Origin of the sequence: Maribacter thermophilus, assembly GCF_001020565.1 — a bacterium.
Lineage (GTDB): Bacteria > Bacteroidota > Bacteroidia > Flavobacteriales > Flavobacteriaceae > Maribacter > Maribacter thermophilus.
Genome location: NZ_LDAS01000001.1, coordinates 1605425 through 1621972, shown reverse-complemented (window position 1 = coordinate 1621972; position 16548 = coordinate 1605425). Strand labels below are relative to the sequence as shown.

5 protein-coding genes are annotated in these 16548 nt (G+C 40.0%); 2 read left to right on the top strand and 3 right to left on the bottom strand.

What is annotated here, in order from left to right; all coding sequences use genetic code 11:
- Positions 1-15 precede the first annotated feature (15 nt).
- Together AB657_RS06910 and AB657_RS06905 are read left to right on the top strand one after the other, a co-directional pair.
- Complete coding sequence (locus AB657_RS06910) at positions 16-8709, top strand: T9SS type B sorting domain-containing protein (protein ID WP_047245822.1); 8694 nt, start codon at positions 16-18, stop codon at positions 8707-8709.
- A gap of 121 nt (positions 8710-8830) precedes the next feature.
- Entirely contained in the window at positions 8831-9550 is a 720-nt protein-coding gene (locus AB657_RS06905; RefSeq protein ID WP_047245821.1) for a carboxylesterase family protein, read from the top strand.
- A 24-nt stretch (positions 9551-9574) separates the two neighbouring features.
- Here the strand turns inward: AB657_RS06905 and AB657_RS06900 are convergent, their stop codons facing one another.
- The 3 genes from AB657_RS06900 to AB657_RS06890 all read right to left on the bottom strand — a co-directional run bounded on the left by AB657_RS06900 (position 9575) and on the right by AB657_RS06890 (position 16546).
- Positions 9575-11104 (bottom strand): FG-GAP-like repeat-containing protein, encoded by a 1530-nt coding sequence (locus AB657_RS06900; protein ID WP_047245820.1) that lies wholly within the window; start codon positions 11102-11104, stop codon positions 9575-9577.
- Between the two features lie 100 nt (positions 11105-11204).
- Positions 11205-14531 carry a VCBS repeat-containing protein gene (locus tag AB657_RS06895; RefSeq protein WP_047247860.1) on the bottom strand — a complete coding sequence of 1109 codons (3327 nt, stop codon included), beginning with the start codon at positions 14529-14531 and terminating at the stop codon, positions 11205-11207.
- Positions 14532-14806: 275 nt separating this feature from the next.
- Positions 14807-16546 carry a RagB/SusD family nutrient uptake outer membrane protein gene (locus AB657_RS06890; protein WP_047245819.1) on the bottom strand — a complete coding sequence of 580 codons (1740 nt, stop codon included), beginning with the start codon at positions 16544-16546 and terminating at the stop codon, positions 14807-14809.
- Between the last annotated feature and the right edge of the window lie 2 nt (positions 16547-16548).

Sequence of the window (16548 nt, the reverse complement as noted above, 5' to 3'; positions counted from 1 at the left end):
AACTCTACTTAACCTATGCATTCAAAACAACAGCGCAAGACGCTGTATGTACTACTACTGATACTACTTTCGGTAGTTGGCTCTACGGCACTTGCAGACTCCAGTATTAATAAACTACTTAACGAGGTAAACTTTGTATTCGACAAAGTGGTTGATAGTGCTCTTTCTGTAAAATCAGAAGAGTCCAACGCCTCAGATTCGTCAAATTCAGTTTCAAAGACTTTGGTTAGCAACAAGAAATTGGCAATGGCGCCTATGTTCGCAACTATTATACAAGGGGCGGATGAAGAAGTCGGTTGTAGTGATAATGGTTTTACAGTTGCACGTTTTAATTTGTGTGGAAATAACGATGACCGTATTATAAGTTTGTCGGGGGGACCCTATAGTTCTGTTTCTTGGCAAATTTTAGGGGGTACTTGTTCTCCGGATATTAATGAGGACTGTCCAAATACAGGTTCTTGCTACTCTCAGGTAGCTACTGGACAAACTTTTAATCTAGATGCAAGTAGTGTACCATCTACTGTCGGAGCCGAATATAGAGTAGTTGCCGACGGACAGATTTATTACTTTAAGGTTAAAAAAAGTACGATTACACAGACATATGTTAAACAAGATTACATATGTGATGTACCTGGAAGAATACAGGTTACCAATCTTTCGAGTGCTTATGAATTCAGTATAGATAGTGGTAGTGGATATGGTCCGTGGCAAGGTGCTATTTTTTCTAATTTGGCACCTGGCACCTATATGGTAAAGGCTCGTTTAAAAGATACGCCCAATACTTGTGAATATCCCTATGAGCCCATAGTGATCGAAGAGAAAAGCTTGGATATATCCGTTAATTTCACGGATATTGCCTGTTATGGAGAAACGGGGACCATTACGGTGACCCCGACTCCAGGTCTTGGTCCCTATAAGTATACCATACTAAACTCTAGTGGTATTGCGCAAGAGTTTACGGCTTTTATTCCAGATGAAACCTATACTTTTTCGGCGGTAGGTTCAGGTACGTATATTGTACAAGTGGAAACCCAACAATGTCAAGGAGACGTTTTAAATGGAATAGATCCGCCAAGACAAAATCTGGATACCTTTGGTAATCCTATAACTATTGGTTCGGATATTAGCGCATTGGACGCATCTACCGAGGTAAATAGTAGTTTTGGGTGTTCTACCATTTCCAGTGTGGATATCATTGTAAATACCAGTGGAGGTTCTGCTCCCTATTCTTTTACCGTTAATGGGGGGGCGGTTCAGCCTTCTTATGGTGATCCCTCTACGGATACTGGCTCAACAACATTTACCGTTACATCACCCGGTACGTATGACTTTTTGATTACCGATAGTAACGGTTGTACTATAACGGCTTCTTCTAATGTAGAGGAGCTTTTACCGCCAGATGTCACGGTTACTGGAATAGATGGTACGTGTAGTAATGGTGGTGCTAAAATAGATTTTACTATAAACGATGCCAGGGGATATAACCTATCTTATAGAATAGATTCTGGAGACCCTTGGGTTACAACCCCACAAATATCCGTTGCTGCGGGTACTTATAACGATATAGAGGTTAGATATCAACAAGGTGGTTTCGAATGTACTATGAGCTTACCTTCCGTAACCGTTACCAATGTAGGTGTCATTACCGGCTCGGCTACAAAGATATCCGATGTTACCTGTGATGGTAGCGGCGGTACCACTGGTGGGCAGATAGATTTTGTAGGCCCTTTTACGGGAGGGTCCGGTAGTGGGTATGAATTTAGTATCGATGGAGTCAACTTTTCAGGCGTTACATCCTATTCTGGTTTGGCTGCGGGTACTTATACACCAATAATACGTGATGGAGGCGGATGTCGTTTAGAGCTTACACCTATTGAGATTTTAGATGTAGATCCACCTTCGGATCTTGATTTTGCTCAGAGTAATGTGAATTGTAGCGCAGGTACTTCCGATGTTACCTTGACGCCGACTTCCAGTGCGCCCATAGCAAACTATTCTATAATAAGTCCTATTATCCATGATAATGGCTCCAGTAACATATTTGTAGGTTTAAGTACTTCATCATCATATATTTTTCAAATAACGGATGACAATGGTTGTACCTATACCGAAGGCTTTAGCCCTGCTGTAATAAGTTCTATAAGGGCTAGGGTAAAATCTGGTGGTGATTTAAGGGTTTGTAATGGTGCCACTGATGGTACGGGAACTTTTATAATAGACGGTTTTGCCAATAACTATACCTACGAAATTAATGGTGGACTGTACTCTGGCGGTCCTCAAAACGATACGGAGGTAGACTTGCCGTTATCCGGTGCAGGAACCTATACGATTACGGTAACGGATGCGGATACAGGTTGTACGGATACTGCTTCTTTTGATATAGAAGAAGCTACTGTTTTGGACCTAAGTGGAAGTATTGTTACACCGATGACGTGCGATAATAATAACATAGGACGGGTCGAAGCTGTAGTTACTGGAGGATGGGGAGGAAATAGATATACTCTGGAATATCCTTCTGGTATTACTGTTGGTCCTAAATCGAGCCGATTTTTTGGTAACCTTACGGAGCCTACCGATATTTTAGATCCATCCGATGTATATACTTTGACAGTAGAGGATTCCGAAGGTTGTACAGCTTCATTTACCTTTGATTTAGAAGAACGTATTCCTCCAACAATAGATATTGTGAGTTCGGATTTATGTTATTCTCCGGCAAACAATGCGTCTGTGACAGTTTCTTCTACAGGTGGAGGTACAGGCCATGTATACCGAATTAATAATGGCGCTTTCCAGGCTAGTCCTACCTTTAATGGTTTGGTACCCGGAACATATACCATAGAAGTACAAGATGACAATAATTGTCGCAATCAGGTTTCTATTACTGTTCCGCCTCAGATTAATGTAAGTTTGAGTATTATCGATGAAATACCATGTGGCGGAGATGGTACTTTAGGAATCAGTGTAAATGGTGGGGACATAAGTGATTTATCAACCACTTCTTATACAATATACAAAGATGGGGTAGCCGTTACTGGGGCTACAAATCTCCAATTACCATCCGACTCTTTTAATTATACCGTACCTTTCGGTGAACACGGTGATTATACCGTATCTGTTACGGATAGCAATGGCTGTTCCGATATATCTGAACCTATTACTTTTGTTCAGCCTACTAGTATTGTAGCTACACATGATGTAACAGGAACCAGTTGTGGAGACGATAATAGTGGATTTATAGAAATTATTCCAGATCCCACTGTAGGTATTCCACCTTTTGAAATAAAATTTGGCCCTGATGGAAGCTTAACTTATGGCGTTGGAGACGATGGTGCTTATGAGTTTTCTTCACAAACGGTTTATTCAGGGTTGTCCGTTGGTACTTATGAGTATTTGGTAAAAGATAGCAGAGGATGTTTAATACCTGGTATTGTAGATGTGACAGTAGATCCAGATCCTATTGTGGCACCAGATGCCACCGTAGCTCCTTTGGATGCCACTTGTAGTGCCAGTGTTGTTTCTGGGGGTATCCAAATAACAGGTATTGCAGATGGTGTGCCCGAATATACCTATATAGTAGAAGATTTATTAGGTACAGAAATAACAAGGGTAACAACGGATGCATCCACTACCTATCCTCTTGATATTTATCATGATGATATTGTACCAGGTCAATATCAGGTTATCACTTTAGATTCTAGGGGTTGTAGAGATATTGATGTTGTTACGGTTATAAGTGCTACCGTAGATATAGTGCCCGATAATACTACATTGCCTTTAATCTGTACTCCGGGCGGATTTACGTATTGCGTAGATATAGTGGGAGGTACTGGCCCATTTGATATTCGTATGGTGGATGGCTCTTTGCCACCATATACGTATACTTCTTTGGCCCCAGGTATAAGAAGGTATTGCTTTAGTGGTATCCAATTCGGACAGACCTTTACCGTTGAAGTCGTAGATACGGCAACTAATTGTATTTACGAAGAAGTGATAGAGGTTCCAGCTGGGCCTACGGATCTTGACGTTTCTTTGGCTATTGATAATGCCACTTGTATACCCGGAAATTTAGTGGATCTAACTTATACTATTACTGGGTTATCGGCTGTGGGGCCATTTGATATAGAAATAAGGAATACAGAGACGGGTGATTTGTTTTTATCCGAAACAAGACCGGATCTCACATATTCATATCAAGTTCCTGAAGGTGCGTATAGCATTCTAGTATATGATAATGGGACAAACTGTTCTGACGGCGCTTCTACGGTTGCTATACTTAATATGCCAAGGATAGATGTTATAGAGAATATAAATGCCAATTGTAATGCTGATGGGCAATTAACGGTTCGGGGAAGTGGGGGAACTCCTTATCCTTCATCTGGCGCAGGGTCATTACCGGACGGTGCACCTTACGAATATGCTTTTGTGCCTGCTGGTTCACCTGTTGATACGGATGGAACGCTAACACCGGCAGATCCATCGGATGATTTTTCTACGGCATCGACCGTATCCTTGCCAGGTGCGATAGCTCCAGGTATAAATTATGACATATGGGTCAGGGATTCTAGAAATTGTGCATACCAGATTTCTACTGCGGTAATTGCAGAAGATCCTCCATTGCCCGCACCAGACTTTGACGTAAGTAACCAATGTGATGTGACAGCGGCAACATTTACTATTGATGTGTATATGCCCGCAAATATAGATACCCCTAATTTTACTTTAGGTGGTGTAAGTCAGTTTGGAGTTTTTGACGCAGCTGATAACCGATGGGAAGCTACTTTTACAGTAAGTAGTATTGGAGTATATAGAGTAGATGTAATCGATGCTAATGGGTGTGAAGGTTTTGCTGAACCGGAGGTTTTTCAAAAACTATCGGCCTCAGGAAAATTTACAACGGAACCTACTTGTACGGATCCGGACGGTATAATTACTGTTAAAGCCGACGGAGGAAGTGGTGATTTCGATTATGAACTGCAAGATAACCTAGGAACGTATATTGCTAATAATAACACAGGTGTTTTTACAGGAATCGGAGCTGGAGAATATCAAGTTTTGGTTACCGATAACCAAGTTACGGACGGTACTAATAATTGTACTGTCACAGTTGATAATATTATAAGTACAATACCTACGGCCCCTTTAATCGTTGACGATGGAAAAAGTGATATTAGCTGTAATGGTGCCGATGATGGTAGCATAAATCTAACTTTGTCTCCAGGTACCGATATAGATGGTATTGCTGCTTATAATTTATATTCTGGTACTTTGCCATTGCCTCCAAGCCCAACACCTTTATTTACAAACACCTCGGGGTCTTTTACGAATTTAACTCCAGGGGATTATGTTGCCCAGGTGGTTACGGACAAAGGTTGTACAGATGAGGTAGAGGTTACGATTGCCGAGCCACTTGCATTTTCAATTACGGCATCTGCGCCTCCTTTTGCTTGTGAGACGGGTGCCAATAGGTATAGCTCAACGGTAATTACGGTAAATGTGGTGGATCCGGGTACGGTTGGTGCTGGTTATCAGTACAGTATTACCGGTTTTTCAAACTACCAAACATCCAATACTTTCGAGATCATAGATAATGGTAGTCCAAGAAATATTACGGTATATGCTATGGATGGTAATGGGTGTCAAACAACTTTTGATGTGCCTACGATAGCGATACCTGATGATGTGACGCCATCTATCATAGAAGTGGATCCATTAAATTGTAGGGATGATGAGAGGGTGCGAATTGAAGTGACAGGTACTACCGACTTTACAATACAGACGGTTTCTGCCGTACCCGTACCAAATTATACCAACAATCCTGGTGATAATTTTGTGGATGTTTATTTACCAGCTTCAGGCGATTATTTGTTTGAAGTTATCGATAACGTTGGCGGGTGTACTTATCCTATGCCAGTACATACGGTAGCAGAACCACAATTACCTACAATTTCTATTTCCGAGGCTAAACCTGTAAGTTGTTTTGGAAGTAGTGACGGAGAATTGTTTATAGAAGTAACCGACTTTTCCGGTGTTTATGATTATAATGTATATGAAGCTTCCGATGTAACCAAAACAACCCCGTTGGCAAGTGGTAGTTTTGATACCAATAATTTCCCCGATGTCAATGGCGACCCTGCGAGAATTACGGGCCTACCTGGTGGAAATTTCATTGTAGAGGTAGTATCCGTAGATGAACCTTATTGCTCAAATGATAGTAATGTAGCCAATATTAGAACACCTAATGGGGTATTGCAGGTAACTGCAACTTCGGTCGGTAATGTTGGTTGTGGTAACGATAGTGGAGAAATACAGGCTACCGGTACAGGTGGATGGGACGATTCTCCTTATGAGTATCGTTTAATGTTAAGTTTGGACGGTGGTGCCACCTATACCTCTGAAATAGCTCCTTATTCCAATAATAACGAGTTTACCGGACTTTCATTCGGATTTTATCAAGTACAGATTAGGGATTCGGAATTGTGCTCTAGTACATTTGAAATTGAATTGGAAGAGGTTCCACAAATAGACGCAGGCATCAGAGAACCACAAGGGTTGGATTGTCCTAATGGAAACAATGCGATTCTGGAGGCCTATGATCCTACCACCGGAGATGCGACTACGGCATCGGCAGGAGCTACGGGAGGTTTCCCTGGAGCAGGCTATAATTATAGATTGTTGTACTTGAACAGTAATGATAATACCGATATAGCATCTGCAAGTGGTTTGCAGAATACGCCAACATTTGTAGGTGCCAGTGGAGGGTTCATTAGTGCCGGTTGGTATGCGATAGAAGTTTCTTCAAGTTTTGATTGTTTATATGTAACGGAACCATATTACGTGGATCCACCACCGCCAATAGAGCCATTATTGGTACAGACCCGTGTTCCGGGTTGTGGTGGAGACGGTGAAATGAGACTCTCCATAGAAAATCCCGATCCATCCTATACTTATGAGTATATGAGAGTAGAGAACGGTGTGACCGTAGGAGGGTGGCTACCGATGGCAGGTACATCGGTTTTAATTACTGGAGTTCAGGGAATAACGTATCAATTTGATGTAAGAAAGACAAGTGCGCTTAGTACATGTTTAGCGGTTAGGTCTAACGGTATTACGATGACAAATGCTACGGGTATCACCATTTTACCAAATTTGCCGGATGATATTTCTTGTGCTTCAGAATTGGATGGTAGAATAGAGTCGTTCGTAAACGGAGGTGTTGGTGATGATATTTTCTACCTATATAACGGTGATCCTGTAGATGCGTTTAATCCTGATCCTTCAGCAACTTTATTCAGGGGGCCACAGGATAACGGTACTTTTGAAGGTCTTCCTGAAGGGGATGATTACTATATTGCCGTAACTAGTGGTAGTACTTGTATGGATATTGCTGGACCTTTTGAAATTGTTAGACCGGAACCCATAACTTTTGATGCTGATTCCACTCCCGTTACCTGTAATGGAGAAGAGGACGGAACCATTACTGTTGAGGTGCTTTCTGGTGGTGTTGGTTTAATTCAATTTGCCATTGAGCCTAACTTCAACGAGTTCTTTAGTGATCCTGCCAATCCGGGAACCTATGTTTTTGAAGACCTTGCACAAGGTACTTATGAGATTTTGATTCAAGATGAAAACGGCTGTTTTGAAAAGGATTATATTACCGTAACAGAACCGGATGTTCTGCAGATAGTGGATATTCAAACAACTCCCGAATTGTGTATCGGTGCCAATGATGGAACCGTAACGTTCAATATTACTGGAGGTACACCGTTTAATGATCCGTTGGTAAGCCCGACCCCTTATTTTGAATATAAGATAGAAATGATAGATCCTGTGGATGAAACGGGGACAGGAACATTTGCACCGTATACACCAGGTCAAATAATTGAAAATTTACAAGGTGGTGCGTCATACGCCATACATGTACAAGATGCGAATCTTTGTTCTACGGTTGAGTTGATTACTGTAGGCATCGGGGTAGATCTAACCGCAGAGCCCGTTATACAATATGGTTGTGAGGGAATTTTCCCCAATAGTACTGTAACAATTCAAATGCTGGCAAGTGTAGATATGGATGATCTTATGTTTGCTTTGGATCCATTAGATCCAACAGATGCCATCACCTCTAACGCCGGTGTTGAAAATGTATGGGGTAATCTACAAGCTGGAGACCATACCGTTTATATCTATCATCAGAACGGTTGTACCAATTCGGTAGATTTTACGGTAGATAGTTATGATCCATTGACCCTATCGGCAATAAAGACCGGACCAAACGAACTTACGGCTTCTGCCGAAGGCGGATATGGTGGTTATGAATATTTCTTTAACGGACAATCTTACGGTGCGGAAACTATCTATACGACCAATGATAGTGGTACGGTAAATGTTCGTGTCGTTGACTCTAATGGGTGTGTTGCAGAGGTCGAAGTGCCTTTTGAGTTTACCGGTATGCTGGAGATACCCAATTTCTTTACACCAGACGGTGATGGAGAAAACGATGTATGGTCGCCCAAAAACCGTGAATTTTTTGACACCGTAGAAGTTAAGATCTACGATAGATATGGTAGGGTGGTCGCTATATTGAACGAAGTAAGTAACTGGGATGGAACCTATGAAGGTAAAGAATTGCCGTCTGGAGATTATTGGTACGTGGTAAATGCCCTTGCCGATAGGGAAACTCGTTATGTAGGTCATTTTACCTTATATAGATAATATAGTTTATATTATAATGTTGAGGAACCCCAAGATTTAAGATCTTGGGGTTCTTTGTTATGTTATATTCGCTTTTTTAGGTTGTTTTACCTATATTGAAAAGTAAATAAGAACACTTAATTTGGTCAAGAAAATTCACTATTTACTGGTACTTTTAATTATTAATAGTTGTGCGTCGCAAACGGGTCCGAATCTAATAGATGATGAGTTTGAAACCTCCGTTAAGGAGAAACTAAGTTATTATTTATACTATCCTAACGATTATGATAAGGATCCCAATGCAGAATTTCCAATACTACTTTTTTTACATGGTGGTGGTGAATCGGGGCAAAGTCTTGGGGAGACAAAAAGGAGTGGTCCTCCAAAGCTCATTGTAGAGGGTAAGAAATTTCCGTTCTTGATATTGATACCCCAAAACCCTTATCCCAAAAAATGGTGGAATACAAGAGCTGTAAAACAATTGTTGGATTCTGTTGTTTCTGATAATAGGGTGGATAAAACCAGGATTTATTTGACAGGGTTGAGCAGGGGAGGAGCAGCAGCTTGGGAAATGGCGGTACAATATCCGGATACCTTTGCGGCCATGGCCGTTGTTTGTGGTATGACGCCATTGCCATATGCTTCCTGGATAAATAAAGAAATGCCTATGTGGGTGTTTCACGGGGAGGAAGATAAATCCATTCCTGTGGAGGAATCGGAATCTATGGTGGCAAAACTTAAGCAAATGGGCTACGACGTACGTTTTACAAAATATGAAAATGTCGGCCATAACGCATGGACAAGGGCCTATGCCACAGATGAACTCTATGAATGGTTTATGGGGCAACGATTAAACAAATGAAATTTGTAAGGACTATAAAAAGGATTAAGGAAACAGGTTATTTTTTAAGATTATAATGTCAATGTCCGAATTGTTCCAAGTATCATATAAATTATCGGGTACGGGGGTAAATGTATAGGTGAAAGAACTTAATACAATATCAATGTCCCCATCAGAGTCTACATCACCGGAATCCAATAAAAACCATCGGCCAAGATTAGAAGTGTTGAAGGTGAAGGGTTTAAATTCGAAATTTTCAGGGTTCTTGTTTTCTAAATATACGAATGAACCTTTTGGGTTTTTTTCATAGTCGGGAAAAGTGGCCACAATCGCAAAGTCGATATCGCCATCATTATCATAATCTTCACAGTTGACACGAGTAGCCCCGTTTAGTGGGTAAAAGTAAGCTTCGGTAAATTCGTTTGATCCATTGTTTATATGAATACGTAGCCCATGGTAGGGTTTGTGAACATAGCTTTTATCTGCATTATCACCATGTACGGTTATTATATCATCATCGCCGTCTCCATCAAAATCTATCAGTTCGAACCAACTAGAGCCAGATAACGGGCTAAATCTAACTAGGGTTTCCTTTTTAAATTTTAAACTGTCCTGTTGGTAAAAGGCGACAATGCTTTCTTGCCCTTGGGATGTAAGGGCCAAAATATCTGTTTTTCCGTCTCGGTTTATATCCTTTGCTATAGAGCGCAATGTTCCAGGTTGGTTCAATAGAATTTTCTTTTCAAAGTTATGGTCGCTCGATTCATGAAATAGGGATAAACTGCCTGTAAGGTTGCCGAACTCGCTTACAACAATCTCGTTATGGCCATTATTGTTCAAATCTTCTACCAAAGTGTGCACAGGCCTATGAAGAACAATGGAGCTCTTGTTTAGCTTTATACTGTCACTGTATATATCTAAAGAGCCACGGTGTTGCTCTGAAGGGTTTAAATACCCTATAGAGGTCAAGTATGTTAAGCTGTCTTTTTGAATATATGTAGTTAAAGCATCTACTGTTTTTTCCGATGATGTTAAGATTGCTTTTTTTGCATCATATTTTATGAGGTTCCCGTTGAGGTCGCCACTAATTATTGCTTTTTCTTTTTGATCAAATGCCAAAAAACTTATTAAAGACCCTTTAGTGCTATCTAGCCGTATTGCTTCTGGTTTAAATTGGAGTAGGTCTTCCGCTTTATATTTGTTGTTGGCGGAATATAAAGAATCTGGTGCCATTGAAATTATATACTCGCGAAGCAAAGACCAATCTTCTTTAGACAACATGGGGGTTCTGGGGTATATGCCAGACTCCAAGATAGCAACTTGCTCTTTTCTGGAAATTCGCCTTAACGGATCGTTGGTAGAATCTATAATGCCCATTCTTGCCGCCATGTCCGGTAACACTCCATCTTTCCATATATGTTTTGGTAGGTCATTGATCTTGGGTAGCAGATGACAACTTGCACAATAAGACTTGTAAAGAGTTACGGCTCTTTTTTCTTTTTTCGGCGTACAGGCGATAAATATTAACAAAATGAAAGAGACAATGAAATTTCTAATAATCGATTTTTCTTTCATTTATATAAAGTATCAATCTCGGCATTCAATTTCAATTCGGCATTATATAGGTGTATGCAAAATTGAGAATTCTGCCCTGTTCCATCGATAAATTTAACCATTATTGTTTTTGAAAAACTTTGAGCGGGCCTCTATTTTGGGTCACGATTATATACGGATTACCGCCACTTGCATTTTTTAAGGTAATTATATCCTTGGCGTCACCTTCGGCAACAAAACCACTTGTTTGCGGATCTATAGTGGAGAAACCTCCTTTTCCGTCCCCTTGTAATAGACTACCGTTAAAGGCATCGTATTTTCCTATAAAAATCTCATTTCCATGATCATTCCCTATCAGCAATACATCTAATATATCATCATTGTTATAATCGGTAACCGTTGCCCCGTTGATCGGCGCGGACTGTGTCTCCCATGGAAGTTCTTTGTAATCGAATTTTCCATTTCCTAAATTTTCCAGAAAGATACTTCTGTCATAATTACCGGACAAGGTGTTGGCTCCCTTAAGTTCTTCTTCGTTGAACAAGGTATGTTCCGTAGCTTGGGCATATGCTTTGTACGAAGTGTATTTTGACCTGAACAAAGGACTTTGGCCATACAGGTCTCCCCAGAAATTTACAGGGAAGGATTTATATTCTGGATTGTCGAAACTATCCATAAAATAAGCGAACATCACCGGGTCTACAGTACCATTTTTGTCAAAATCTTTATAGATGAGCGTTACTGGTTTTTCTTTTGATGGTTGGTAAAAGTTGTTCGCACCCATATTACCTACAATAAAGTCTATATCGCCATCCTTGTCGATATCATAGGGTTCTATGCTTTCCCACCATCCCAATAAACTATCTACACCTATGTTTTCCAGTTTGGTAAGTTTAGATTTTTTATTCTTAAAAATGGTTATGGGCATAAACTCACCAACAACAACTAAATCTTTTAGTCCGTCAGCATCAATATCTGCCCATGAAGCATCGGTGATCATGCCAATTTTTCTTAATTCAGGTGCATCGGTATCGGTTGCATCTATGAGCTTTCCGTTTTCATTTTTTAATAAAAAGCTATTTTCTGCAATCGGATATTGAGAAAAAGGAGTTCTTCCTCCTACAAATAGGTCGTCAAAACCATCGTCATTATAATCATACACAGAAACTACCGATCCACTGGCATTTATATTGGGCATTCTGTCCAATGCCAATTCATAATTACCATTACCATCGTTAATAAATAGCCTGTCTTGGTATAAGCTTTTGTCCAGCATAAATTCATTGCTGCCTGAAACTAGATAAAGATCAAGGTCACCATCGTTGTCCAAATCGAAAAGGGCGATGCCTTCCTCCTCATATTTTTTGTCCTCTTCATTTTCAAACAAGATCTTTTGCTCAAAGTTTCCTTCTTCATCTTGGTAAAAGATCACTGGTGAGTACCCTGCAGAGCTTCCGATAATGAAGTCTTCGGTACCGTCACCATTCATATCCCCAGAAGCCAAACATGGGCCATTTTGTGTTAGTTTATGAGGTAAGATACGTTGAACGTTATAGTCTATGACATCCAGTTCTTTGTGCTTGTATGCCACACCTATTTTTTCAGATACTTCAGCAAAGTATTTTTTATTGTCTTTTGGGACAAAAGGAAAGTTTAGCTGGCTTAAGGCTATTGGTTTGGCATCTTTTTGTTTTAAGGATATTGTTTGGTTTATAGTAATATCGGATATCTTTTGATACGAACCATTTGGCCATAAAACCTCTAAAGAACTTACTTTTTTATTGTTCCCCAAGCCAAAATGCACAATACCCTCTACCGAAGACATATATCCTCTATAAAGGTAGTTTTCGTGATATTGAAAGGTGCCATCGTCGAACCTTACTACTAATTTTGCTCCAATTCCATGTGTTTTAGAATCTTTGAGGTTTACTTTTAGGTAATTGGGGCTTTTGGTGTCCGAGTTGTTTAGGTTGTTCTCAAATAAAAAGGCAGGGTCGTTTATGTTGTTTACAACGTAGTCTAGATCACCATCATTATCAAGGTCGGCAAAAGCGGCACCGTTGGAGAAAGAGGGAACACTTAAGCCCCAATCATTTCCTTTGTCCATAAATTTCTTGGCACCATCGTACTTATAGGCGTAGTTAGGAATTTTAATGGTCGGTATAGAATCTAAAATTTTATCTGGACTTAAGTATCTACTGGTGTTGAACTTAAATTCTCCAAAATCGAGGTCTGTAATATCTCGGGGAAATCCATTGGTGATCAAAAGGTCTTTGTAACCATCATTGTCCATATCGGCAAATAGGGGAGACCAGCTCCAATCTGTTCTTGAAACTCCGGACATTAATCCGATTTCACTATGGGGTATACCGTTTCCGTTCCCCTTTTGTAGCATATTTCTACTGTATTGATACTCGTAGCCATATCTATCGTTAAGTACGTAGCTTGTATACTTATTGTTGGAAATGGTAGTTTTTAATCTTCGGTTTGTTTCCCCTAACATATCTAGGGTAATAATGTCGAGGTAACCATCATTGTTAAAGTCCGATATATCGTTACCCATAGAAAATTTACTTTGGTGTTTTACAAATTCCGATATATTGTTGGTGAAAGTTCCGTCTTGGTTGTTAATGTAAAGGATGTCATTGGTCAAATAGTCGTTACTAACGTAAATATCTGGCCAACTGTCAGAGTTCATATCGGCGATGGCCAGGCCAAGGCCATATCCTTCGATGGTAATGCCCGCTTTTTCTGTAACATTGGTAAAAGTTCCATCACCATTGTTATGGTACAGTTTGTCATTGCTTAAAGCGGTACCGTCGGTAATTTTTTTACGATAGTTGGCGGGTAGTATGTGTATATCTACGTTGTTTAGAACATATAGGTCAAGTAGGCCATCTTTGTCGTAATCAAAAAATGTGGCCCCCATGCTATTGCCAATGTCCGCGATACCATATTGTTTTGCCATTTCTTTAAAAACAGGAACACCTTTATCGTTGGTTCCCTGATTTACAAAAAGCATGTTGGCTTTTTCTTCGTCCGAAGCAAGCATGGCAGCACACACATAAATATCCATAAGGCCGTCGTTATTTATATCGGCCAAGGCAATGCCCGTATTCCATTTGTTTATAGCTTCGATATTCGCCTCTTTGGAAACATCCACAAATTCGAGGTCTCCTTTATTTATATATAACTTGTTTGGGACTTGATTACCAGAAAAGAAAATATCTGGAAGGTCATCATTGTTGAAATCTGCTATGGCAACACCACCTCCATTGAAAATATACTCGCTTGTTAGAATGTTAAAGCTATCGGTTTCAACTATTTTATTGTTAAAGGTAATTCCTGAACGATCCGATGGAATTAATGAAAACAAGGTTTCTTTTTCTTTCTTACATGAAAAAAAAGCAAGTAAAATTGTTATCGTGAAAAATATTAATTTCCTCATAGAACTTTGCGATAATTTGGTTGAATGGTATAAATGGGTCATATAGTGAAAATGACAGCAAAATATCTCAATGATATTGTATAAATATGATATTTAGACAAATTTAGGTAAAAGCTGTTGTTTTTTATATTATGTCTTAAAAAAGAAGGTGTTTTTAATCTTCTGTTAGTTTTAGGTGCGCCATTTTAATTTTTCATTAATCTTTTATTGAGGTATGACAATAAAAAAAGGGCGTTTATAACGCCCTTTTCCATTGTTTTTCAATTTACTATTGATTAGTAACCGGGATTCTGGGTTAGAACTCCACCACTTTGGTCAATAGCATTTACTGGAATTGGAAACAGATTATGTTTATCTGTATATGTTTTGAATTTACTGTCATATCCAGCGCTTATCGTAACAGTTTCTCCATCGACAACTTTTTCTATGGTAAAGTCTTCACCTTCATTTTCAATGTAGGTATTGATAGTTTCCTCGGCAACACCCCATCTTCTTAAATCGAACAAACGATGGCCTTCCATACCAAATTCTAAACGACGCTCAAAACGAACCGCTTTTCTAGCAAAATCTTGACTAGGAAAAGCAGCGTATGGCTCTATTTGATAATTAGCGGCAGGCGCATCACCAGCCTCATTCTGAACATAGGTCATATTTTTAGCCCTGTTTCTTACTTGGTTTACATACTCAAGTGCCAAAGGAAGATCTGGACTCGTTTTTTCTACAGCAGCTTCTGCGGCCATTAACAGAACATCGGCAAAACGCATGATGTTGTAGTTGATACCAGACCAATCAGATCCCCAACCACCTGTACCTCGGTTGGCATCTACTTCATCAGCTTGGTATACGTTCTTTTTAGGTAAATAAGGGCCGGAGATATCGGCAAAGGTAGCTCTTATCCATTCTTTTCCTGGGTTAGGACCAAAACCATTATAATCGATACCTCTTCTAGATACGGTGTAGTCCAATCTTGGATCTAAAGGTCCTGTATGTGGAGTAAAAGGTTCATCACTCTCAATTCCGTAATCATTGGCAACATCTGTTGCCGCATAATTATCCAATAAAGGAAGACCACTACCATCTGTTTGGAACGCATTTACCAAATCTTGTGTTGGTTGATAAAAACCACAACAAGTTTCCAATGGTCCACCACCAGGGAAGTTCAATGTGCCGGCACCATTACCGTTATACGAACGTCCGTCATCTGAAACAAATTGAATTGCGAACATAGATTCTGCACTGTTTTCTCCAACAAAGTTAAAGTTGTTCACATATTCGGTGTTTAGCTCATAGGGGCTTTCGGTAGCCACTTCGTTTAACAAAGTAAAAGCTTCATCCCATTTTTCTTGATATAAATACGCTTTTCCCAAAAAGGCTTTTGCTACCCAAGAATTTGCTCTTCCCGTTACAACATCTGATCCTAAATTGTCAATGGCAGCTTGGAAGTCAGCTTCGATTTCTGCCCAAATTGGTCCAGGATTAGGTTGGTTAAATTCTTGGTTGTCCAAATTCTCTACAGAGATAAAAGGAACATTTCCATAAAATTTCTGTAATTCAAAATTGAAATACCCTCTTAAAAATTGGGCTTCTCCCAATTGTTGGGTAAAATCGCCGTCTGGAATCTGGTTTATGAGCGAGATAACGGCATTGGCACGGTTTACGCCACCAAAAAGTGCACTCCATCTTCCAAGAAACCAGTTATTACCTGTTTGCCAATCCAAGGTTTCAACCTGAAACAATGCAGTATTATCACCGTCTGTACTTCCTCTATGGGCATCATCGGCAACGACATCGGTCCACCAGTTGTCACCACCTGCAGCAGTTCCTTCACCTTGTCTGTTAATACGTTCACCGTCCATAACAGAGTATGCAGCGGTCAACTTTAGGTCTACACCAGTCGCATTTTGTAGTGCTTCATCAGAAAGAGCCCCCGTCGGAGCAATTTCCGTAAAGTCGTCACTACATGCACCCAGCATCATGCATGTAAGTGTTATTGAATAAATTAATTTCTTTTTCATTT